Genomic DNA, 20,958 nt, shown 5'->3' with positions numbered 1-20,958 from the left:
CGCGGCCGCACGCCACAATCGCCATGAGAAGGCGCAGAAGATGTGCCAGCCCACCTGTATAGGCGCTGTGGCATAATAGCGGAGGCAAATTTTGACTCTGCCCATGAGATTGAAAATAGGTGACTTTACGTGGCACAAACAACCAATGACATTAAGAACGGTTCGGTTCTGAATCTGGACGGCCAGCTGTGGGCCGTCACCAAGTTCCAGCACGTCAAGCCCGGCAAGGGTCCGGCCTTCGTGCGCACCACCATCAAGAACGTGCTTTCGGGCAAGATCGTCGACAAGACCTTCAACGCCGGCATGAAGATGGAATTCGAGACGGTCGACAACCGCACGCTGCAGTATTCCTATGAAGACGGCGACAGCTTCGTGTTCATGGATATGACGACCTACGATCAGGTCAACATCCCTCAGACGCTCGTTGGCGATCAGGCCAAGTACATGCTCGAGGGCACGGACTGCATCGTGAGCTTCCATGACGGCACGCCGCTGAGCGTCGAGCTGCCGGCATCGGTCATTCTCACCATCACGCACACCGAGCCTGGCGTGCAGGGCAACCGCTCGAGCGCAGGCACGAAGCCGGCGACTGTGGAGACTGGCGCCGAGATTCAGGTGCCGCTGTTCGTGGGCGAGGGCGAGAGGGTGAAAGTCGATACGCGCGACGGTTCCTATCTGGGCCGCGAGAACTAAGGCGGCACCGGTTTATGGCACGTTCCACTGCTCGCAAGAGAGCGCTGAACACGCTGTACGAGGCTGACGAGAAGGGACAGGATTTCCTGTCCCTTCTTGCTGAGCGCATTGCACAGCCCGGGGCACAGACTCCGCTGCCTGATTACGCCATCGAGATCGTGCGCGGCGTGGCCGATAACCGCGTCACCATCGATCGGGCGCTTGACGAACATTCCACCGGCTGGAAGATTCGCCGCATGGCCGTGGTCGATCGCAACATTCTGCGCATCGCCGCCTGGGAGATCCTGCGCAACGACGAGGTTCCCGACAAGGTGGCCATCGACGAGGCGCTGAGTCTGGCCCGCACATTGAGCGATGACGACTCCCTGTCCTTCATCCATGGACTGCTCAGCGCGCTGCGCGCCGACAAGGAGCAGTATCCCGTCCGCAATGAGGACGATGAGGCAGAAGCAGCCGATGCATCCGAAGGCGACGAATCGTCCGAGACGGCCGTTTCGGCTGAGGCAACTGGCTCGGACGCTGCAACTGGCTCGTCTGACGCAGCCGAGTCTACTGAGCCGGCACCGTCCAATCCAGCGGACAGCCAGCCCGATCAGCAAGCCAGTGATCATCAGAACACAGATCGGCAAGCTAGCGAGCAGGAAACCGCGGCACAGGAAACCTCAACGCAATCGCAGGATGCTATATCTTCCTCTCAGATGGATTCCGGTGTGAGCAACACGACAGAATAAGGCAACCGACAGCGGCGAACGGCCGGGCCGCGAGTCCCAACCGGCCACTAATCTTGAGTTCCGATACGAATTCGAGGGAAAAGGGGTTTTGGTGAACCAGAACGATTCCGTGGCCAGCAGCTTTACGCCATCCGATGCCGTGCTCGTGCTTGAGGATGGGCAAGTGTATGTCGGCGATCCGTATGGCGCGGTCGGCTCGACCTGCGCCGAGATCGTCTTCTCGACCAGCATGACCGGATACCAGGAGACGCTCACCGATCCCAGCTACGACCGGCAGATCGTCGTGCAGACCTTCCCACACATCGGCGACACTGGTGTGAACAATGAGGACCCCGAATCCTCGCGCATCTGGGTCGCCGGCTACGTCGTACGTGAGCCGAGCCCCAATGTGAGCAATTGGAGGGCATCGAGCAGTCTTGACGACGATCTTGCCGCCCAGGGCATCGTCGGCATCTGCCGCATCGACACCAGGAAGCTGGTGCGTCATCTTCGCTCCGCAGGCGTGATGCGGGCCGGCATCTTCTCCGGTGACACGCTCAAGGATCCAGCGACCGGCGCACTGCGCAGCATCGACTCGCTGCTCGCGCAGGTCAGGCAGGCCCCGCGGATGAAAGGCCTGAGCCTGTACGACGAGGTCAGCACCGAAGAGCGCTATACCATCGAGCCTGCTGGGGAATTCGAAGGCAAGGAGCCGCTTTTCACCGTCGCTGCGGTGGATCTGGGCATCAAGGGCATGACTCCGCACCGCTTGGCCGAGCGCGGCTGTCGCGTGCAGGTCGTGCCTTCGACCGTCACCTTCGAACAGATCGAGGCGCTGCATCCCGACGGCGTATTCTTCTCCAATGGCCCGGGAGACCCTGAGCAGTCCGACCCGGTGGTCGAGCTGCTGCGCAAAGTCCTGAAAGCCGGATACCCCTTCTTCGGCATCTGCTTCGGCAACCAGCTGTTTGGCCGTGCACTCGGCTTCGGCACCTACAAGCTCAAATTCGGGCATCGCGGCTCGAACCGGCCGGTCAAGGATATGACCACCGGCAAGGTCGAAATCACCACGCAGAACCACGGCTTCGCCGTCGACGCGCCAATCGGCGAAACAGTGCCCTCACCGTACGGAAACGGCGAGTTCGGCCGGGTGTTCGTCTCGCATATCGATCTCAACGATGACGTGGTCGAAGGCCTGCAATGCCTCGACATCCCAGCATTCTCCGTGCAATACCATCCGGAGGCGGCGGCGGGTCCGCATGACGCCGCCTACCTCTTCGACCGTTTCGTGGACCTCATGGCCTCCGCCAAGAAAGGTGAACTCCTCAATGCCTAAGCGCACCGACATCTCATCCGTTATGGTCATCGGCTCCGGCCCGATTGTCATCGGGCAGGCCGCCGAATTCGACTACTCAGGAACTCAGGCATGCCGCGTCCTGCGTGAGGAGGGCATCAGGGTCATTCTGGTCAACTCCAACCCAGCGACCATCATGACCGACCCCGAAATGGCGGACGCCACCTACATCGAGCCGATCGCCACGCCGATTCTCGAGCGTATCATCGCCAAGGAGCGCCCGGACGCGCTGCTGCCGACCCTCGGCGGCCAGACCGCGCTGAATGCGGCCATAGCCTTAGGCGAGGCTGGCGTCCTCAAGAAGTACAACGTCGAACTGATCGGCGCCTCGCTTGAGGCGATCAACCGCGGCGAGGATCGCGAGCAGTTCAAGAAGGTCGTGGACAAGGCTGGTGGCGAATCCGCCCGCTCGGATGTCGCTCACACCCTCGAAGAGGTGGATCGCATCGTCGATGAGCTCGGCTATCCGGTGGTCGTGCGCCCCAGCTTCACCATGGGCGGACTCGGCTCCGGCATCGCGCACAATATCGAGGAGCTGCACCGCATCGCGGGAGCCGGCATCCACTATTCGCCGACCAACGAAGTGCTCGTTGAAGAGGGCATCGAAGGCTGGAAGGAATACGAACTCGAGCTCATGCGCGACAAGAACGACAACGTCGTGGTCGTGTGCCCGATCGAGAACGTCGATCCGGTCGGCGTGCACACCGGCGACTCCATCACCGTCGCGCCCGTGTTCACCCTGACCGACCGCGAGTACCAGCGCATGCGCGATATCGGCATCGCCATCATCCGCGGCGTCGGCGTGGAGACCGGCGGCTGCAACATCCAGTTCGCTGTGAACCCGGAGAACGGCCGCATCATCGTCATCGAGATGAACCCGCGCGTCTCACGCTCGTCGGCGCTGGCTTCGAAGGCCACTGGCTTCCCGATCGCCAAGATCGCAGCCAAGCTGGCGCTGGGCTACACGCTCGACGAGATCCGCAACGACATCACCCAGTCGACCCCGGCCAGCTTCGAGCCGACCATCGACTATGTAGTCACCAAGGTGCCGCGCTTCGCCTTCGAGAAGTTCCCGGGCGCCGATCCGCTGCTCACCACGTCGATGAAATCCGTCGGCGAGGCCATGGCGCTCGGCGGCAATTTCCAGGAGTCTCTGGGCAAGGCGCTGCGCTCCATCGACAAGCGTCACCTCGGCTTCAGCTGGGACGGCGAACGTCCGAGCGCCGAGGAAGTCGCGGATCTGCTTGAGCAGATGTCCACGCCGACCGAGAACCGCTACTTGCAGGTGCAGCGCGCCCTGTGGGGCGGGGCCAGCGAACAGCAGATCTTCGACGCGACTAAGATAGACCCGTGGTTCGTGAAGCAGCTGGCGCTCATCAAACAGACCGCCATGCAGGTGCGCGAGGCCGAGACGCTTGACGCCAGGCTGCTCAAGAAGGCCAAGCTGGCGGGTCTGTCCGACCTGCAGATCGCGCACTTGAGGAACCTTGGCGACGAGGGCGAAAACACGATTCGCGAGCTGCGTTGGAACTACGGTCTGCGACCGGTCTACAAGACCGTCGACACCTGCGCCGCCGAATTCGACGCGCTCACGCCGTACTACTACTCCTGCTACGCCGACGAAAGCGAGCTGCGCGAGCGCAAGCGCGAAGCCGTGATCATCCTGGGCTCCGGCCCGAACCGCATCGGCCAGGGCATCGAGTTCGACTACACCTGCGTGCACGCGGTGCAGGAGCTCGGCAAGAACTACGACACCATCATGGTCAACTGCAATCCGGAGACCGTCTCGACCGATTACGACATGTCGGACCGGCTGTACTTCGAGCCGCTGACCTTCGAAGACGTGATGGAGATCTACGCGGCCGAGAAGAAGATGGGCCCGGTCAAGGGCGTCATCGTTCAGCTCGGCGGGCAGACTCCGCTTTCGCTGGCCGCGCGTCTCAAGGCCGCAGACGTGCCGATTCTGGGCACCTCGCCCGAAAGCATCGACTTGGCGGAGAACCGCGAGCTCTTTGGCGAGGTCCTGCGCCGTGAGCACTTGAACGCGCCGCGCTACGGCACTGCGCTGAGCGTGGACGAGGCGCGTGACGCCGCCCATGAGATTGGCTACCCGGTGCTCGTGCGGCCCAGCTATGTGCTTGGCGGGCGCGGCATGGAAATCGTGTATGACGACACGCAGCTCGAAAAATACGTCAACCGTGCACTTGACGAGGCTCGGGCCGACACGGTGGTGTCCGGCCGGCTGCCATCGCCGCTGCTCATCGACAAGTTCCTGCAGGACGCCATCGAAATCGACGTCGACGCGCTCTTTGACGGCGATGAGCTGTACATCGGCGGCATCATGGAGCATGTCGAGGAGGCCGGCGTGCATTCCGGCGACGCGGCCTGCACGCTGCCGCCGAGCACGCTGTCCGACGACCAGATGCGCCGTCTGCGCGAGGCCACGCTCTCGATCGCGCAAGGCTGCGGCGTGCGCGGGCTGATCAACGTGCAGTACGCCTTCATGGCGAACACGCTGTACGTGATCGAGGCCAATCCTCGCGCCTCGCGCACCGTGCCCTTCGCATCCAAGGCGACCGGCGTGGCGCTTGCCAAGGCCGCTGCGCGCATCGTCGTGGGGGAGAGCATCGCCCAGCAGCGCGCCAACGGGCTGCTGCTGCCCAAGGACGACGGCGGCATCATCCGCCCCGGCCAGCAGGTGGCGGTCAAGGAATCCGTGCTGCCCTTCAAGCGCTTCCGCACTCCGGTGGGCAAAACCGTCGATGTGCTGCTCGGACCGGAGATGCGCTCGACCGGCGAGGTCATGGGCTTCGACCGCGACTTCCCGCATGCCTTCGCCAAAAGCCAGCTTGCAGCCTATGCGGGCGGCCTGCCGACCTCGGGCAACGTATTCCTGTCGGTCAACGACACCGACAAGCGCCAGCTGCCGCTGATGGCCGTGCGCCTGATCGAGTTCGGCTTCACCATCTGGGCCACCGAAGGCACCGCTTCGGTGCTGCGCCGCTATGGCATCGAGTCGAAGATCGTCGACAAGATCTCGACCCGCGTGGACACGGCCGCTGATGCTCCTGCTCCCATCGAGCACGCCGAAGGCAGCGTGGGCAAGAATGTCGTGGACCTCATCGAGGATGGCACCATCGATATGATTCTCAACACCCCGAACTCGCGCGGCTCGCGCTCCGACGGCTATTCGATTCGTGCGGCCGCCATCGCCGCCGACCTGCCGCAGTTCACGACCATGACCGAGTTCTCGGCCGTGCTCATGGCGATTGAGGCAGTGAAAAAGGACGATTACCAGATCATGAGCATCCAGGAGCATGCACGCCAGCTCTTCGCCATGGAAAGGCAGTGATATCCAATGACCGAACGCCCCAGCCAGCCGGAGATGCTTGCGAAACGCTCTGATTTCGGAGTGCGACTGAGCAATTCGATGGCGAAGTACGGACCATTGTGCATCGGCATCGACCCGCACCGCAAGATTCTTACCAACTGGGGCTACAACGTGGACGCCGATGGTGCCGAGATGTTCTCGATGCGCATGCTGCAGGCGTCGCGTGGTCGGGCCGCGGCGGTCAAATTCCAGACCTCGATGTTCGAGCGCTACGGTTCCAAGGGCTTCGCAGCGCTCGAACGCGTGCTGTACGCGGCACGTCAGATGGGTATCATCACCATCGTCGACTGCCTGCGGGGCGGGCTGCCGACGACGATCTCGGCGCTGTCGGACGTGTATTTCAAGAAGGATTCGCCCATGTTGGCGGATGCTATCACCTTGCTGCCCTATTACGGGGCGCGTTCGATCAGCCCGCTGGTCGAAGAGGCGCTCAGCAACGGCCGCGGCGTGTTCGTGGCATCGCTCACTTCGAATCAGGAGGGAGCGAGCCTGCAGACCGCCATCCGGCAGCGTGGCGAATACGAAGGCAAAACGGTAGCTTACGGCATTGCGAGCTGCGCCCAGAAGTTCAATGAGGGCTGCACCGGCATGGGGTCTGTCGGTCTGATTGTCGGCGCGACCATCGGACAGTGGATGAAGGAAAGCGGCGTGGACCCGGCCAGCTTCTCCGGCCCTATTCTCTCGCCTGGGTACGGATGGCAGGGTGCCGAGGCCAAGGACCTTAAAACCGTATTCAAAGGGACCAAAGGCAATGTGCTGGTGACCGTGTCGCGGTTCATCGCCTCACACGGCCCCGACATCTCCCAGCTATCGATGGCCACCGAATCCATCTCCTTGGATATACGACAGGCGCTGTTGGAGGCGACTGAGGAGGGGCAGGACGATGACGACCAGGACTGACGGCACCGACAACACTGACGGCACTGATACGAAGGATTACACTCAGTCCCGAACTCATCATGCTGACCACACAGGCCGGCTCATCGTCCTGACCGGTCCCACCGCCGTGGGCAAGGGCACGGTGGAGACTGAGCTGCGGGCCCATCATCCCGAAGTGTGGGTGTCCGTTTCCGCCACCACGCGCGCGCCGAGACCTGGCGAAGTCGACGGACGCACCTACTGGTTCATGAACGAAGCGGAATTCCTCGCCAAGGAAGCGCAAGGCTGGTTCCTGGAAACGGCGGTTGTGCACAATATGGCGCATTACGGCACGCCGCTTCAGCCCGTGCTTGACCACATAGCATCCAATACGCCCACGATTCTGGAAATCGATCTGCAAGGTGCCCGGCGCGTCAAAGACAGGGCCGCCGACATGGGGCTTGACGTCGTGTACGTGTTCATAGCGCCGCCGAGCTATGACGAATTGGTGCGGCGTCTGGTCGGCCGGGGCACTGAAAACGAAGAGCAGCGGCGCAAGCGTCTTGAGACCGCGAAACTCGAATTGGCTTCGGAAAGCGAATTCGACGTGACCATCGTCAACAACACCGTCGAACAGTGCGCCGAAGACCTCTGGGCCATCATCGCCAAGGAATACGGGCTGGAACAGTAGCTGGCTACAGTCGGCTTCGTCGGCTGGTTTGGCTGGCTGATGCCGGCTGGGTACGCGCAATGCCCCTTTCGTGACGGTTAACCCGAGTCAGCGTCACGAAAGGGGCAGAGCTTCGATGCGGAGTGCTGTACACGAAGAAGGCGGGTTGCTTCACGAATGCATTCGTGAAGCAACCCGCCTTCTTCGTTGCGCCCCAGTCGCATGGGGGGCAGAGCCAGACTGCTATCAGGCGAGACCGGAGAGCTTGTTGATCAGCTCGGGATCTCTGGTCGCGCCCTTGTCAGCGGAGCGGGCGAAGGCCGCGTAGGCCTTGAGCGCGAGGGAAACCTTGCGGTCGCGATGCGCCACATAGCCCTCGCCGGCCTCAAGCTCGGCACGGCGCTGGGCAAGCTGCTCGTCGCCCAGCTCGACGTCGATGCGTCGATTGGGGATATCGATCTTGATGATGTCGTCGTTCTTGACCAGGGCGATAGGGCCCTTGCTTGCGGCTTCCGGAGCCACATGGCCGATAGCCAGGCCTGAGGAGCCGCCGGAGTAGCGGCCATCAGTGATCAGCGCGACGTCCTTGCCGATGCCCTTGCCCTTGACGAAGGACGTCGGGTAGAGCATCTCCTGCATACCCGGGCCGCCTTTGGGGCCTTCGTAACGAATGATAAGCGCCTGACCGGGCTTGAGCGTGTCGTTGAGGATGACCTCCACGGCCTCCTCCTGCGATTCGACGACGAGCGCCGGTCCGCGGAAGTTCCAGATCTCCTTGGGCACGCCGGCGGTTTTGACCACGCAGCCGTCGGGCGCGAGGTTGCCGCGTAGCACGGCGAGGCCGCCTTCGGTCACGGCCGGGTGCTCGATGTCGTGGATGGCACCATTGACGCGGTCGGTATCCAGCTCGTCGAACAGCGTCTCATGCGTCCACGGTTCAGGGGAGACGATATGTCCGGGCGCGGCGCGGAAGAGCTTCTTGGCTTCGTCGGTGCAGGTCGGGCGCATGATGTCCCAGGCGTTGAGCTTGTCTTCCAGCGAGGGGAAATCAATCGAATGCACATCGCGGTGCAGCTTGCCGCCGCGATCCAGCTCGCCCAAGATGCCGCTGATGCCGCCGGCGCGGTGCACGTCGGAGATCTCCCAGGGGCCGGAAGGGCTGGCCTTGCAGATGCACTGCACGGTATGGCTGATGCGTTCGATGTCTTCCAGCGTGAAATCGACGTCGGCGCTCTGGGCTGCGGCGAGGATGTGCAGCACGGTGTTGGTGGAGCCGCCCATGGCCACATCCATCGTCATCGCGTTCTCGAAGGCGTGCTTGGTGGCGATGTTGCGCGGCAGCACCGAGGTGTCGTCCTCGTGGTAGTAGCGGTCGCTCAGTTGCACGATCATCTTGCCGGCCTGCTCGAAGAGCTGCTTGCGGTAGACGTGCGAGGCCAGCACGGTGCCGTTGCCGGGCAGTCCGAGGCCAAGCGCCTCGACCAGGCAGTTCATCGAATTGGCCGTGAACATGCCAGCGCACGAGCCGCAGGTCGGGCACACGCTCGTCTCATAGGAGAGCAGATCGGCGTCGGAGACGTTGTCATCGGCCGAGGCGTACATGACGTCGATCAGGTCGGTGCTTTTCTTCGTGCCGTCGGCGAGCGTCGTAGTGCCGGCCTCCATCGGGCCGCCGGAGACGAAGATCGTGGGGATGTTGAGCCGCATTGCGGCCAGCAGCATGCCGGGAGTGATCTTGTCGCAGTTGGAGATGCACACCAGAGCGTCGGCGCAGTGGGCGTTGACCGAGTATTCGACCGCATCGGCGATCAGGTCGCGGCTCGGCAGCGAGTAGAGCATGCCGGTGTGGCCCATCGCGATGCCGTCATCCACGGCAATCGTGTTGAATTCGCGCGGGATGCCGCCGGCGGCCTTGACCGCCTCGGACACCAGCCGGCCGACTTTGTTGAGGTGGACGTGCCCCGGCACGAATTCGGAGAACGAGTTGGCGATGGCCACGACGGGCTTGCCGAAATCCTTGCCGTCCACGCCGGCCGCCCGATAGAGTGCCCGGGCCCCGGCGAACATCCGGCCCTTCATGAGTTTTTCAGATCGCATTTGCATACGTCCCATTCAAATGTCAACGCACGACACCTGCGTGTTCGTGGCCGCATTGTGAAACGGTTGCGCGCTCAAAGCCTGGTAGCGCTCACAATCCTACGGCTTGCCTGCCATATCGATAACATCAACAAGTCAACAGGCAAGCCGACTAACCGAGGATTGTCTGCTATCGCCGATCGACATGCAGCGCGTGCGCGATGAGCTGATCGACGACATCGGCGAAGGTCAGCCCTGCGGCCTTCATCATCCGCGGGTAGCGGCTGTAGGAGGTCAGCCCCGGCAGCGTGTTGACCTCGTTGAGCACGGCCTTGTCGTCCTCGGTCAGGAACATGTCCACGCGGGCGATGCCGGTGCAGCCGAGCGCGCGGTACACCTTGACCGCGGCATCCTTGATGATCTGCTGCTGATATTGCGGGATGTCGGCGGGGGAGATGAACTGCGAGTTCTGCGAGCCGGTTTCGGGCGAGTTCTCCAAGTGAATCCTCAGGAATCCGGTGGATAGCGCGACATGGTCGACCTCGCCAAGCGTCAGCCCTGACTCGTTTTCCAGAACCGAGCAGCCGATCTCCTTGCCGATGATGGCCTGCTCGATGAGCACCTTGCTGTCGTACTGCCGTGCGAGCGCCAGCGCGTCCTGCAGCTCATCAGGGCCGCTCACCTTGCTGACGCCGAAGGAGGAGCCGGAGCGGGCGGGCTTGACGAAGACCGGATAGTCCAACGCCTGCGGGTCCGGGCTGTCGCCGTCCCTGACGATATGGAAGCCGGGCGTCGCGATTCCCGCATCGGTGGCGACCAGATATGCCAGGGACTTGTCCATGCAGATGACCGAGCTTTCGACGTCGCAGCCGACATAGGGGATGCCGGACAGCTCCAGCAGACCCTGTATCGTGCCGTCCTCGCCCATGGTTCCATGGAGCGCGGGAAGTACTACGTCAAGCCGGATGACACTGGCCTCGTTGCCGTGCCACGCCACCAGTCCGTGCACATCTCTGTCGGGCGAAAGCGAAGCCGGCACGAAGTCATGCTCCCAATCCGTATCCGGCCCCTTGCACAGCTTCCACGCTCCCTCGCGGCTGATGCCGATCCAGTACGGCTCGTAGCGCTGCGGGTCGAGGCTCTTGGCCACCTCGCATGCCGACTTGACCGAAACATCGTGCTCTTCGCCGATGCCGCCGAACAGGATGCCCACTTTGGTTGCACTCATTCGCGCTCTCTCCTTCACTTGGTGGCTTGCGTCCACCATTATGCGCCTATTCCTCAACGTCTCGTCGCGTCGAAGCATGCCATCTGGATGTCGATAAAAGAGTGTAGTCGAAACTATCCAGAATTCCCTACGATTATCCGACGAGGTATCGGCAAGTGGCGGTTTGTGCGCGGCGAAGAGTTACCTATCGGTTCGGAAGTGAGCCGATTGCGCGATGCAACGCTGCTTGCAAAGCGCGATTTTTAGTATTATAGTTTATATAGAACAGATAGAATGGAATTGCTTGAAAGACACGCGGAACGGAGAGCTGGATGATTGTCGAAATCGATCAAAGCGACGAAACGCCGATCTACGAGCAGCTGCGCCGCCAGCTCATCGCCGCGATAGCCGATGGCGAGCTGCTGCCCGGCGATCAGCTTCCCAGCGTGCGCTCGCTGGCCTCGGATCTCGGCATCAATCTGCACACCGTCAACAAGGCGTACGCGATTCTGCGCGATGAGGGCTATCTGCTCATGCGGCGAGGAGCCGGGGCCATCGTCTCGGACCGCAGCGTTTCCACGGCCAGGCAACGCGCCGATGCCCAGAATCAGCGGATGCGCGAGGAGCTGTACCGCATCGCGCTGGCGTACAAGGCACGCGGGGGCAGCCGCAAGCGGTTCGCGGCGCTCGCGGATGAGCAGGCCGCCAAAGTCTTCGATCAGCCCACAAGCCGATCGGACTTCTCAGATACATCGAATACATCGAAGTGAAAGGTGTTGCCATGAATAACGCTGCTGTTGTTTCTGCCGCATTCACGAGTCTGCTCGTTGTGCTGCCGCTGCTTGAACTGGTGAGCTTGGCAATTGTGCCGTGGATAACCGACCAGCGTGAATGCTTCGGCGTCAGTGTGCCGCCTGCCGCACATGGCGACCAGCGTGTGCGGCGCTACAAGACGCTGTTCTCGCTGATGGTAACGGCTTTCGGCATGGTTTGCGTGGCCGTCTCGCTGTTGCTGGCGCTGGCATATGGGCGTGCGGCCGGGTTCTGGGCGCTTATCGCATCCGTTGCCGCGCTGCCGATAGTCGGCTTTGCCCTTCAACAGGCATTCCGGCGCAAAATCATGGCGATCAAAGCGTCTAGTCGTTGGATTGTCGTCGACGAGCGCCGCGCCGCGCTGCTGGCCGAGCAGGATACTCCCAAGCCGATCTCGTTGGCGTGGAATCTGCTCCATCTTGTGCCGGTCGGGATTACGATTGCCGTAGGCTATGCCAGCTATGCCGCCATGCCAGCGCGGATTGCCATACATGAAAACGCAGCCGGAGCGATCGATGGCTGGGCTGGCAAAAGCCACGGCCTGTTGTGGCTGGCCCCGGGCGTGCAAATCTTGTTGGCAGTAGTGTTCGTCGTGGTGCATGCGGTGATTGTGGCTTCGAAGCGGCCCATAGACCCTGATAAGCCTGCGGAAACGGCTTATGCCTACGGCCTGTTCACACGGGTGTGGAGCATGTACCTCGTGTCGTGCGGCATGATATTGATTTCGGTTCTGGGACTGACGCTGCAGGCGGCGGTCATTGGCGCTGTAAGACTTGATGCCGTGGGTGCCGTCGCGTTGGTAGCTGCCGTTGCAGCAGTGGCGGGCGCAGTCGTGCTTGCCGTGTTCTACGGGCAGAACGGCTCCAAGGTGTTCGGCCGGGACACGTCCTCGCAGTCAGGCTCGTCGGACGACGACCGCTTCTGGAAGCTCGGCGTGTTCTATGTCAATCGCAATGATCACGCAGCCATCGTGCCCAAGCGCTTCGGCGTGGGCTGGACGCTCAATTTCGGACGCCCGGTCATATGGCTTGCCATCCTTGTGTTCGTATTGGTCGTCATTATGGTGCCAGTGCTGGCAATGCGGCAATAAGAGGCTGCCGCAGTCCTGATGGTGCTAGGAAGTTGTAGTGAAATCGGCATGGTGCGATATACTGAATGCTTTGATAGCCGCGCGCATGAATGCGGTGCGGCATCGTGTGACGACGATTGGAAGAGAACAACATGGCATTTGGCACTGAGCCCACCCCGGATGGACTGGCGAACCCGACAATCGACAATCTGATGGAGCACGCTGATTCCAAGTATGCGCTGTCGATTTTCGCTGCCAAGCGGGCACGGCAGATCAACTCCTACTTCACGCAGCTTAACGAAGGCCTGCTGCAGAATGTCGGGCCGCTCGTGGAATACAAGAACCAGGAGAAGCCGCTGTCTATCGCCTTCCGCGAAATCAACGAGGGCCTGCTTGAGGAGACCCTTGGCGAGGACGATCTGAGCGAAGGCAACTGATTTACTGACGCTTTTCCTGCAGTTTCGCGCGGTATAGCCAGCCCCCGCCACACGGTGATTCGGTGTGATTCGGCCTCAGCGAACACGGCAGCATAACGTATCCGCCCCGATTCGCGATGTGCACGCAAGACGTGACACGTCGTGGGTCGGGGCGTACTATATGCGGCATAACAAGGAGCCGGGGCACAGTATGCGGCCGTCCATGCGACCCGGCGACGACAAGGCGGAGCTCCGGTCACAAGGAGCAGGGGGAGTATATGGAACAGCGTCTGATTTCGGCGGAATCCGTCACCGAGGGCCATCCGGACAAGATATGCGATCAGATTTCCGATGCCATCCTTGACGACATGCTGCGTCAGGACCCGCATTCGCATGTGGCCGTGGAAACCTCGGCCACGACGGGCCAGTTCTTCGTCTTTGGCGAGGTGACCAGCGACGGGTACAGCGATATTCAGAGCATCGTGCGTTCCGTCGTGAAGAACATCGGCTATACGAGCTCCGACATCGGGCTAGATGCGGATTCCTGCGGCGTGCTGGTCTCGCTGACCGGGCAGAGTGCCGAAATCAACCAGGGCGTGGCCCGCTTGGGGCGCGACGAGGAGTCGGCCGCCTCGCGTGAGGAGCGCTACGCCGCGCAGGGCGCCGGCGACCAGGGCGTGATGTTCGGCTACGCCAGCGACGAGACGCCAGTGCTGATGCCGCTGCCGATCTATCTGGCGCATCGCCTGGCGTATCGCCTGACCGAGGTGCGCAAGCAGAGCATCATCAGCCATCTGCGTCCGGATGGCAAGACGCAGGTGACCATCGAATACGACGAGCAGGACCATCCTGTTCGCCTCGACACCGTGCTCATCTCCACGCAGCATGACCCTGAGGTCGACCATGACTGGCTGCTGGGCCAGCTCGCTAAGCATGTCATCGAGCCGGTGCTCGATGAGGTCCTTGGCAGCAACCTCAAGCATGACGACTACCGCGTGCTGGTCAACCCCACCGGCTCGTTCGTGCTGGGCGGTCCGGCTGCGGACGCAGGCCTGACCGGGCGCAAGATCATCGTGGACACTTACGGCGGCGCGGCCCACCACGGCGGCGGCGCGTTCTCGGGCAAGGACCCGAGCAAGGTCGATCGTTCGGCAGCCTATGCCGCCCGCTGGGTGGCCAAGAACATCGTCGCGGCCGGACTGGCGCACAAGGTCGAAGTGCAGGTCGCGTATGCCATCGGCGTGGCCGACCCGGTCAGCGTCAACGTAGAGACCTACGGCACCGAAACGGCGGGCATGAGCCGCGAGCAGATTCAGGCTGCAGTGCGCAAAGTTTTTGATCTGCGTCCGGCGGCCATCATCGACGAGCTCGACCTGCTGCGGCCCGTGTACCTTAAAACCGCCGCCTACGGCCACTTCGGCCGCACCGATCCCGACTTCACGTGGGAGCGTACGGACAAGGTAGAGGCGCTCAAGGCCGCGCTGCGGTGACCGAACGATTCGGCCCGCGCTTTTCGCATTCGAGGAAAGGCGCGGGCCGAATCGTTGCGCCTTGGGTATAAGTGAAATCTTTACCGTGTGCGAAATCGTCACACAGTGCGCGAATAGGAGAACTAGGCTAGAGCAGGAATATTCCTGTGGATGGAGGCGTGTATATGGCGGGTATGACCGTTGCGGACATGATCGGGCTGTTTGCGGACGATACGGGGCAGGTGAATGTCACGGCGTTCGATGGCTCGTCGTTCGGGCCGGAGGATGCACCGCTGCATCTGGTCGTCAAGAATTCGAGAGCCGTCTACTATATGGTCGAGCACCCCAATGATCTGGGGCTTGCCCGTGCCTACTTGCAGGGCGACATCGATTCTCCGGAGATTCTTCCCGGCGACCCTTACACGGTTTTCAGGCAGCTGACCGAGCTGGAAGACAGCTTCCACCGCCCCGATCCGATCGGCTTGGCCAAGATGCTCTCCACCGTCGCCAAGCACGGCATCAGGCATCCGGAACGCCCGGCCATCGAGGGGCCAAGCAAATTCAAGCGCATCACCGAAGGTCTGGTACCGCATACCAAGGCCGGCGACGCCGCCACGGTGAGCTACCACTACGACCAGTCGAATGAGTTCTACCGGCTCTTCCTCGGCCTCTCGATGACGTACACCTGCGCGGTGTTCAACACGCCAGAGGATTCTCTGGAAGAGGCCGAGGAGCGCAAGCTCAATCTGGTGCTCGACAAGCTTGGCGTCAAGTCCGGCGAGCGGCTGCTCGACATCGGCTGCGGCTGGGGCTCCATGGAGGTGCTGGCGGCCAAGCGTGGCATCCATGTGCTCGGCGTCACCTTGTCGCAGGAGCAGGTCGATTGGGCGCAGGACTGGATCAAGCGCGAGGGGCTTGAGGATCTGGCCGAAGTGCGGCTGATGGACTACCGCGATGTGCCGGAGGGTGACTTCGACGCGATCTGTTCGCTGGGCATGATGGAGCACGTCGGCTTCAAGCACTATCCCTCCTATTTCAAGGAGATTTTGGACAAGCTCAAGCCCAACGGCACGCTGCTCAACCATCAGATCACGCGCACGCGGTCCAGCGATGGCAAGACCGCCGGGCAGTTCATCGACCGCTACATCTTCCCCGACGGCGAGCTGGCCTCGCCCGGCGAGATCGAAATGGTGATTCAGGATACGGGCTTCGAGGTGGTGAACCAGGAGAATCTGCGTCAGCATTATGCGCTGACCCTGCACCAGTGGAACAAGAATCTGCAGGACCACTGGGACGAGGCCGTGGCGATGGTCGGCGAGCCGAAGGCACGGCTGTGGGGCCTGTATATCGCAGGCAGCGCGCTGAACTTCGAGCTGAACAACATTCAGATTCATCAGTTCCTGTGCGTCAAGCCGAACATGGAGGGCACGGATTCCTACCCGCTGCGCCCGTGGTGGTATGACGGGTCCAGCCGCCGATAGACCGGGGACTCCTACCTCTGCAATAGCATGGGCCGCTGCAGGTTGAACTGCGGCGGCCCAGTCATATGTAGTCATATACTTGGGCTGATAGCGCGGCGTGCACTGCCGAGAGCCGTGCTGGCCGAGATATGGACCCAGAAATTTGAGACTGCGCCGGGAGCGTACGCTATAACCATGACCGAAACGCATGCCGAACAGCTCGCGCTTGACGGGCTGGCGCCCCGCAAGCGGCGCAAGCGAGCTGCGGTACACGAGCAGGCGCACGAACTGCCGGTGGCGCAGGTGGTGCTCGACGTTCAGGCCACGCATCTGGGGCAAACCTTCGACTATCTCATCGATGAACGATTTTCGGCGCAGGCGCTGCCGGGTGTGATGGTCCGTGTGCGCTTCGGTGGCCAGCGGGTCAACGGCGTCATCTGGAACCGGGTCGCAGCCTCGCATGCCCCGGCCTCCGCCCTGCGCTACATCGAACGCGTGCTCAGCGCCGAGCCGCTGGTGGGACCGTCGATGCGCGAGGATATCACCATGATCGCCGATGCCTATGGCGGGACGCGGGCCAACATTCTGCGCTTGGCGGTTCCCGCGCGCGTCGCCCGGGTCGACAAGGAGCGGGAGGGCATCGTATCCGTGCAATCAGCGGGCGGCGGCCAAAGCATGCTTCGCGCGGCCACTCGGTCGGCGCTTGATCGCGAATTCGACCAGGTGCTGCGCGACTACGATTCGGCGACCCGCCTGCGCGATGCTATCGAAGGCGGCGGATTCGCCTCGTTCGTGCTCGATATGCTTCCCGGTGCGCAACGGTGGGCTGGCGACTTGGCGCTTTTGGCCGTGGATGCGCTGGCATCCGGCAAATCAGCGGTGCTGGTGCTGCCGGGCATGCGCGAGACCCGGGACGTCGCCGGGCAGCTGAGCCGCTTGGGCCTGCGGGCCTTCGACGCCGGCCAGCCGGTGCATGGCTCATATCATGGCGACTTCATCGTGCTGAGCGCCGCCCTGCCGCCGGTCGAGCGGTATCGCGCATACTGTGCTGCGGCAAGTGGCGCGATTCGCTGCGTGATTGGCACGCGCGCGGCCATGTACGCGCCGGTGGAGGGGCCGGGGCTGTTCGCCATCGTCGAGGACGCCGCCTATCAGAACGCCGACGGCATGATGCCCTATGCGAACGCGCGCGGCGTGCTGCGGCTGCGTGCGAAGGCGCATCGCGGGGTATTCGTGGCGATGGCGAACGCTCGCAGCCCGATCAGCCAGTGGGAGGTCTTGTCAGACGGCAAAACAGGTCACAGCACGCCGGTCAGCGGCGCAAGCCGGGAGATCAAGCCGCTGCGTTCCGTCGTCAAAGAGCAGGCTCCTTGGATTCGCTGGCTCAATCGCGAGGAATTGACGCGTTTGGCTGATGCGACGGTGGGGGCGCGCGTCCCGCATTTCGCCGTGCGCACGCTTGGCGAGGCTTTGGAGCGTGGGCCGGTGCTGCTTTCGATACCCCACGATGGCGTCGCCGAGGCACTTAGCTGTGCGCAATGCCATCGCCAGGCTCGCTGCCCGCGTTGCACAGGGCCGTTGATGCGCGGCAAGGACGGTACGGCGCGCTGCCGATGGTGCGGGGCCGCCGCAGCGAACTGGCATTGCCCCCGTTGCTCGGGTGAGCGCATGCGTGCGGTGCGCGTGGGTGCCGCAGGAACGGCCGCGCAGCTGCAGGGCCTGTTTCGCGGCGTGTCGATGGTGCTGTCCAGCCCCAGCCAGGGCATCTTCGAATCGGTGCCGTGCCGCCCGATGCTGGTGATCGCCACGCCCGGCGCAGAGCCGCGTGTGCGGCCTGATGATGACTTGGCACCGCAATCAGCCATATCTCCGCAGCCGGCTGCTGCTGCGCAATCGGCAACGCGGTCTCCTGTCGTTGCGAGGTCTCCGGCGAGTCGTAACGGCGATAATGACGAGAACGAACATGCCAGTGTGCTCGGCAATGACAGTGTTCCCGACAATGACAGTGCTCCTGGCAATGACTATGCCGCGGTTGCGATTCTTGACGCCTGGACGAGTCTGTACGCGCCGGGCGTCGACGCGCGTGTGGATGCGTTGAATGCGTGGATGCGGGCGGTGTCCCTGTGTGCGCCGCGTTCTCGAGGCGGTCAGGCGCTGCTGATCGGGGAGAGCGACCCGGTGCTGGCCCGTTCGCTGGTGCTGTGGGATTCCTCGCTGCTGGCCGCGCGTGAGCTCGAAGAGCGCGAGGAGACCGGCCTGCCGCCTGTTGTGGCCTGCGCCTGCGTATGGGGCAGGCGTGACGCAGTGATGGGTCTGCTGCGCCATGTGGGCGCGCTGGATGGCGACCTTGCCACGCTTGAGATGGCTGGCGAGATGATGCCTGCGGTCTTGGGTCCAGTGCCGATCGCCGTGCCACGCACGATGGATGCGCGCGAGCTTGAGGCGACACGCGACCGGGTCAAGGCGGTGATTCGGGCAGCTCCCGAGCGCCGGGCGATGCTTGCGCTGCGACTGCGCGACGAAGTCGCCCGGCATGTGGCCGCGCGCGAGCCGGGGGAGCTGCGCTTCCAGGTCGACCCCAAGGACCTGCTGTAGCAACTTAGGAGACTAACTGGCACGGAAAAGACGCTGACCAGTCGTCAGCGTCGCTTTCGGTCCAGTAGTCCAGTAGTCGAGGCGGGCCAGCCCACGAGGTCTGCACGGCATGGAAGCATGGAACCGCGACGGTTGGCAGGGGCACGATAAGGCTTTGGTCCCGACGCGAGCTGGACCACGGAGGAGCGTCAGAAGCGTTCGAGAAGTCATAAGGAGGATGCTGGTGCAAGGCTATCCAGGAGAACCTGATATGCGCTACGACCTGCTGCAGGCCGAAGGCAATGCGGCGCAGGCGCAAGGGCGGCCGGTGACGGATGTGATCTTCGACTTCGGCAATGTGCTGCTGAACTGGGATCCGGGCGCGGCGCTGGTTCCGCGCTATGATCGGGACACCATCGCGCGTTTTCTCGACAACGAGATTTCCGGCTTCTATGACGTCGACGACATGGTCGACGAAGGCGGCTCAGTGGACGATGCTCTGGCGATGGTGCGCGAGCAGCACGGCGAGCAATGGGCTGAAGTCATTCGATACTATTACGACCACACGCAGGATTCGCTGGCGGGGCCGATTCCCGGCGCGCGCATGCTGATTCGCGATCTCAAGGACGCGGGCATAGGCGTGTGGGGACTGTCCAACTGGCAGAAGGAGAGCTTCCCGCAGGCCGAGCAGCAGTTCGCCGCGCTGCGCGAGCTCGATGGCAAGGTCATATCCGGACTCGTTTCGATGCGCAAGCCGCAGCGCCGCATCTACGAACTTGCGCTGAGCACTTTCGGCATCGATGCCTGCACCAGCGTATTCGTGGATGACAAGGCCATGAACATCGTCGGCGCGAACGAAGCCGGCATCCGCGGCATCCGCTTCTCCGACCCCTACCGGCTGCGGGCTGTGCTGATCGATCTGGGACTTGATATTCCGGCGATTGCCTCGGTGCAGTAGGCCCGCCACCGTAGTCTGTCGAGACTGACCGATGTGGCGGATGGTCGCCTGTGGCGCCACAGGCGATTCGGCCCAATTCAACGCATATTACGTTATTTTAGTTTTTAATGGAATGGAAGAAACACATGATACGAGTGTTGTTTGCCGGTACTCCTGACGTCGCTGTGCCCTCGCTGCGCATGCTGGCGGGAGACACCGAGCATTTTGAAGTGGTCGCCGTGCTCACCAGGCCGGATGCACCGCGCGGCCGCGGACGCCGGCTTGAACCCAGTCCGGTCAAGCAGGCGGCGCTGGAACTGGGGCTTCCCGTGCTCGAATGCGACCCCAATGAGCCGGCCTTCGTCGACGAGCTGCTGGCGACCGGTGCCGAAGCGGCGGCTGTCGTCGCCTATGGCCGTATTCTCAAGGAAACCGTGCTCGAAGCGCTGCCGATGGGTTGGTACAACCTGCATTTCTCCCTGCTGCCGCAATGGCGCGGGGCGGCTCCGGTCCAGCGCGCGATCTGGGCTGGCGACACGCTGACCGGGGCCACCGTGTTCCGCATCACGCGCGGCATGGATTCCGGCCCGATTCTGGCGCAGTCCACCACCGAGATTGGCCCGCATGAGACCGCAGGGGATTTGCTATCCCGTTTGGCCGACGATGGTTCGCATCTGCTGGCTGCAGCGCTGCAAGCCATTGCGGACGGTCAGATTCAGCCGGTGGAGCAGCCGGTGGGGGCCTATGAGATCGCCGAGAAGATTCGGGTTGAGGACGCGCATATCCGCTTCGATGTGCCGGCTTTCGCCGTGGACCGTCAGATACGCGCCTGCACGCCTAACCCCGGAGCCTGGTGCTTTGTGGATGTGGAAGGGGCGCACAGTGTTGTAGATGACGGTGTTGCAGGTGACGGTGTTGACGATAACAGCGCCATCACCATGCATGTCTTGCAGGCCCGTGTCGCCGACACGTCCAACACCGCAGATGACGCCAATGCAGCCAATGCGCAGGCACATGATGCAGCACCAGCAGATCTGGCCCCGGGCGCTCTCGTCGCGACGAAAAAGCACGTCTGGGTTGGCACGGCAAGCGGTCCCATCGAATTACTGCAGGTCAAGGCGCAGGGCAAGAAAGCCATGACTGCCGCCGATTGGGCGCGCGGCGCGCGTCTGACGCCCCAGGCCCGCTGCCGCTAAAAGATAAACATACGCATAAACGTACGGCATTTCAGGCAGACGGCATGCAAGGCATGCGCCGTGCC

At 62.7% G+C, this 20,958-nt stretch carries 15 protein-coding genes and 1 pseudogene; 14 read left to right on the top strand and 2 right to left on the bottom strand.

Features of this window, described 5'->3' with window-relative positions; translation table 11 throughout:
• The first annotated feature begins 129 nt into the window (after nt 1–129).
• The 6 genes and pseudogenes from efp (at nt 130) to gmk (ending at nt 7,697) form a co-directional block, all read left to right on the top strand.
• A complete protein-coding gene (gene efp, locus DDF78_RS08005) occupies nt 130–693 on the top strand; it encodes an elongation factor P (protein WP_152581374.1) in 564 nt (187 codons plus the stop codon).
• 14 nt (nt 694–707) lie between these two features.
• A pseudogene (gene nusB, locus DDF78_RS08000) lies at nt 708–1,283 on the top strand (transcription antitermination factor NusB); the annotation flags it as partial.
• Nucleotides 1,284–1,515: 232 nt separating this feature from the next.
• Entirely contained in the window at nt 1,516–2,739 is a 1,224-nt protein-coding gene (gene carA / locus DDF78_RS07995) for a glutamine-hydrolyzing carbamoyl-phosphate synthase small subunit (RefSeq protein ID WP_152581376.1), read from the top strand.
• Entirely contained in the window at nt 2,732–6,109 is a 3,378-nt protein-coding gene (gene carB, locus DDF78_RS07990) for a carbamoyl-phosphate synthase large subunit (RefSeq protein WP_152581377.1), read from the top strand. The genes carA and carB overlap by 8 nt, the downstream gene beginning before the upstream one ends.
• A gap of 6 nt (nt 6,110–6,115) precedes the next feature.
• The gene (gene pyrF / locus DDF78_RS07985) at nt 6,116–7,048 is read left to right on the top strand and encodes an orotidine-5'-phosphate decarboxylase (RefSeq protein WP_152581378.1); all 933 of its coding nucleotides are present in this window, start codon (nt 6,116–6,118) and stop codon (nt 7,046–7,048) included.
• Nucleotides 7,032–7,697: a guanylate kinase gene (gene gmk / locus DDF78_RS07980; protein WP_152581379.1), complete on the top strand. Its 666-nt coding sequence runs from the start codon at nt 7,032–7,034 to the stop codon at nt 7,695–7,697. Before pyrF ends, gmk begins: the two co-directional genes overlap by 17 nt.
• Before the next feature lie 225 nt (nt 7,698–7,922).
• On the opposite strand, the gene ilvD is transcribed toward gmk, so the two are convergent.
• Together ilvD and DDF78_RS07970 are read right to left on the bottom strand one after the other, a co-directional pair.
• Nucleotides 7,923–9,779, bottom strand: a complete 1,857-nt coding sequence (gene ilvD / locus DDF78_RS07975; protein WP_152581380.1) for a dihydroxy-acid dehydratase — start codon at nt 9,777–9,779, stop codon at nt 7,923–7,925.
• A gap of 163 nt (nt 9,780–9,942) precedes the next feature.
• A complete protein-coding gene (locus tag DDF78_RS07970; protein ID WP_152581381.1) occupies nt 9,943–10,980 on the bottom strand; it encodes a D-alanine--D-alanine ligase family protein in 1,038 nt (345 codons plus the stop codon).
• 311 nt (nt 10,981–11,291) lie between these two features.
• Here DDF78_RS07970 and DDF78_RS07965 point away from each other — a divergent pair, with 311 nt between their 5' ends.
• The 8 genes from DDF78_RS07965 to fmt all read left to right on the top strand — a co-directional run bounded on the left by DDF78_RS07965 (nt 11,292) and on the right by fmt (nt 20,893).
• Complete coding sequence (locus DDF78_RS07965; RefSeq protein WP_152581382.1) at nt 11,292–11,729, top strand: GntR family transcriptional regulator; 438 nt, start codon at nt 11,292–11,294, stop codon at nt 11,727–11,729.
• A gap of 11 nt (nt 11,730–11,740) precedes the next feature.
• Nucleotides 11,741–12,862, top strand: coding sequence for a DUF1648 domain-containing protein (locus DDF78_RS07960; protein ID WP_152581383.1), 1,122 nt, complete (start codon nt 11,741–11,743; stop codon nt 12,860–12,862).
• 131 nt (nt 12,863–12,993) lie between these two features.
• On the top strand, nt 12,994–13,278 hold the full coding sequence (rpoZ, locus tag DDF78_RS07955; RefSeq protein WP_152581384.1) for a DNA-directed RNA polymerase subunit omega: 285 nt from the start codon (nt 12,994–12,996) through the stop codon (nt 13,276–13,278).
• A 257-nt stretch (nt 13,279–13,535) separates the two neighbouring features.
• Nucleotides 13,536–14,747, top strand: a complete 1,212-nt coding sequence (metK, locus tag DDF78_RS07950; protein WP_152581385.1) for a methionine adenosyltransferase — start codon at nt 13,536–13,538, stop codon at nt 14,745–14,747.
• A 164-nt stretch (nt 14,748–14,911) separates the two neighbouring features.
• A complete protein-coding gene (locus DDF78_RS07945) occupies nt 14,912–16,207 on the top strand; it encodes an SAM-dependent methyltransferase (RefSeq protein ID WP_152581386.1) in 1,296 nt (431 codons plus the stop codon).
• A gap of 174 nt (nt 16,208–16,381) precedes the next feature.
• The gene (locus DDF78_RS11855; protein ID WP_162000782.1) at nt 16,382–18,781 is read left to right on the top strand and encodes a primosomal protein N' family DNA-binding protein; all 2,400 of its coding nucleotides are present in this window, start codon (nt 16,382–16,384) and stop codon (nt 18,779–18,781) included.
• A 223-nt stretch (nt 18,782–19,004) separates the two neighbouring features.
• Nucleotides 19,005–19,718 (top strand): HAD family hydrolase, encoded by a 714-nt coding sequence (locus tag DDF78_RS07935; protein WP_152581387.1) that lies wholly within the window; start codon nt 19,005–19,007, stop codon nt 19,716–19,718.
• A gap of 125 nt (nt 19,719–19,843) precedes the next feature.
• Nucleotides 19,844–20,893 (top strand): methionyl-tRNA formyltransferase, encoded by a 1,050-nt coding sequence (gene fmt / locus DDF78_RS07930; RefSeq protein ID WP_152581388.1) that lies wholly within the window; start codon nt 19,844–19,846, stop codon nt 20,891–20,893.
• Nucleotides 20,894–20,958: the final 65 nt, after the last annotated feature.

Source organism: Bifidobacterium tibiigranuli, from assembly GCF_009371885.1.
GTDB lineage: Bacteria > Actinomycetota > Actinomycetes > Actinomycetales > Bifidobacteriaceae > Bifidobacterium > Bifidobacterium tibiigranuli.
The sequence above is the reverse complement of the archived record's forward strand: the minus strand, read 5'-3'. Positions and strand labels throughout refer to the sequence as shown.

Coding starts and splice junctions, on each gene's coding strand:
- DDF78_RS07945 (WP_152581386.1), top strand. CDS start 14,912: ATGGCGGGTATGACCGTTGCGGACATGATCGGGCTGTTTGCGGACGAT.
- DDF78_RS07960 (WP_152581383.1), top strand. CDS start 11,741: ATGAATAACGCTGCTGTTGTTTCTGCCGCATTCACGAGTCTGCTCGTT.
- ilvD (WP_152581380.1), bottom strand. CDS start 9,779: ATGCAAATGCGATCTGAAAAACTCATGAAGGGCCGGATGTTCGCCGGG.
- DDF78_RS07965 (WP_152581382.1), top strand. CDS start 11,292: ATGATTGTCGAAATCGATCAAAGCGACGAAACGCCGATCTACGAGCAG.
- rpoZ (WP_152581384.1), top strand. CDS start 12,994: ATGGCATTTGGCACTGAGCCCACCCCGGATGGACTGGCGAACCCGACA.
- metK (WP_152581385.1), top strand. CDS start 13,536: ATGGAACAGCGTCTGATTTCGGCGGAATCCGTCACCGAGGGCCATCCG.
- carB (WP_152581377.1), top strand. CDS start 2,732: ATGCCTAAGCGCACCGACATCTCATCCGTTATGGTCATCGGCTCCGGC.
- DDF78_RS07970 (WP_152581381.1), bottom strand. CDS start 10,980: ATGAGTGCAACCAAAGTGGGCATCCTGTTCGGCGGCATCGGCGAAGAG.
- pyrF (WP_152581378.1), top strand. CDS start 6,116: ATGACCGAACGCCCCAGCCAGCCGGAGATGCTTGCGAAACGCTCTGAT.
- DDF78_RS11855 (WP_162000782.1), top strand. CDS start 16,382: ATGACCGAAACGCATGCCGAACAGCTCGCGCTTGACGGGCTGGCGCCC.
- fmt (WP_152581388.1), top strand. CDS start 19,844: ATGATACGAGTGTTGTTTGCCGGTACTCCTGACGTCGCTGTGCCCTCG.
- gmk (WP_152581379.1), top strand. CDS start 7,032: ATGACGACCAGGACTGACGGCACCGACAACACTGACGGCACTGATACG.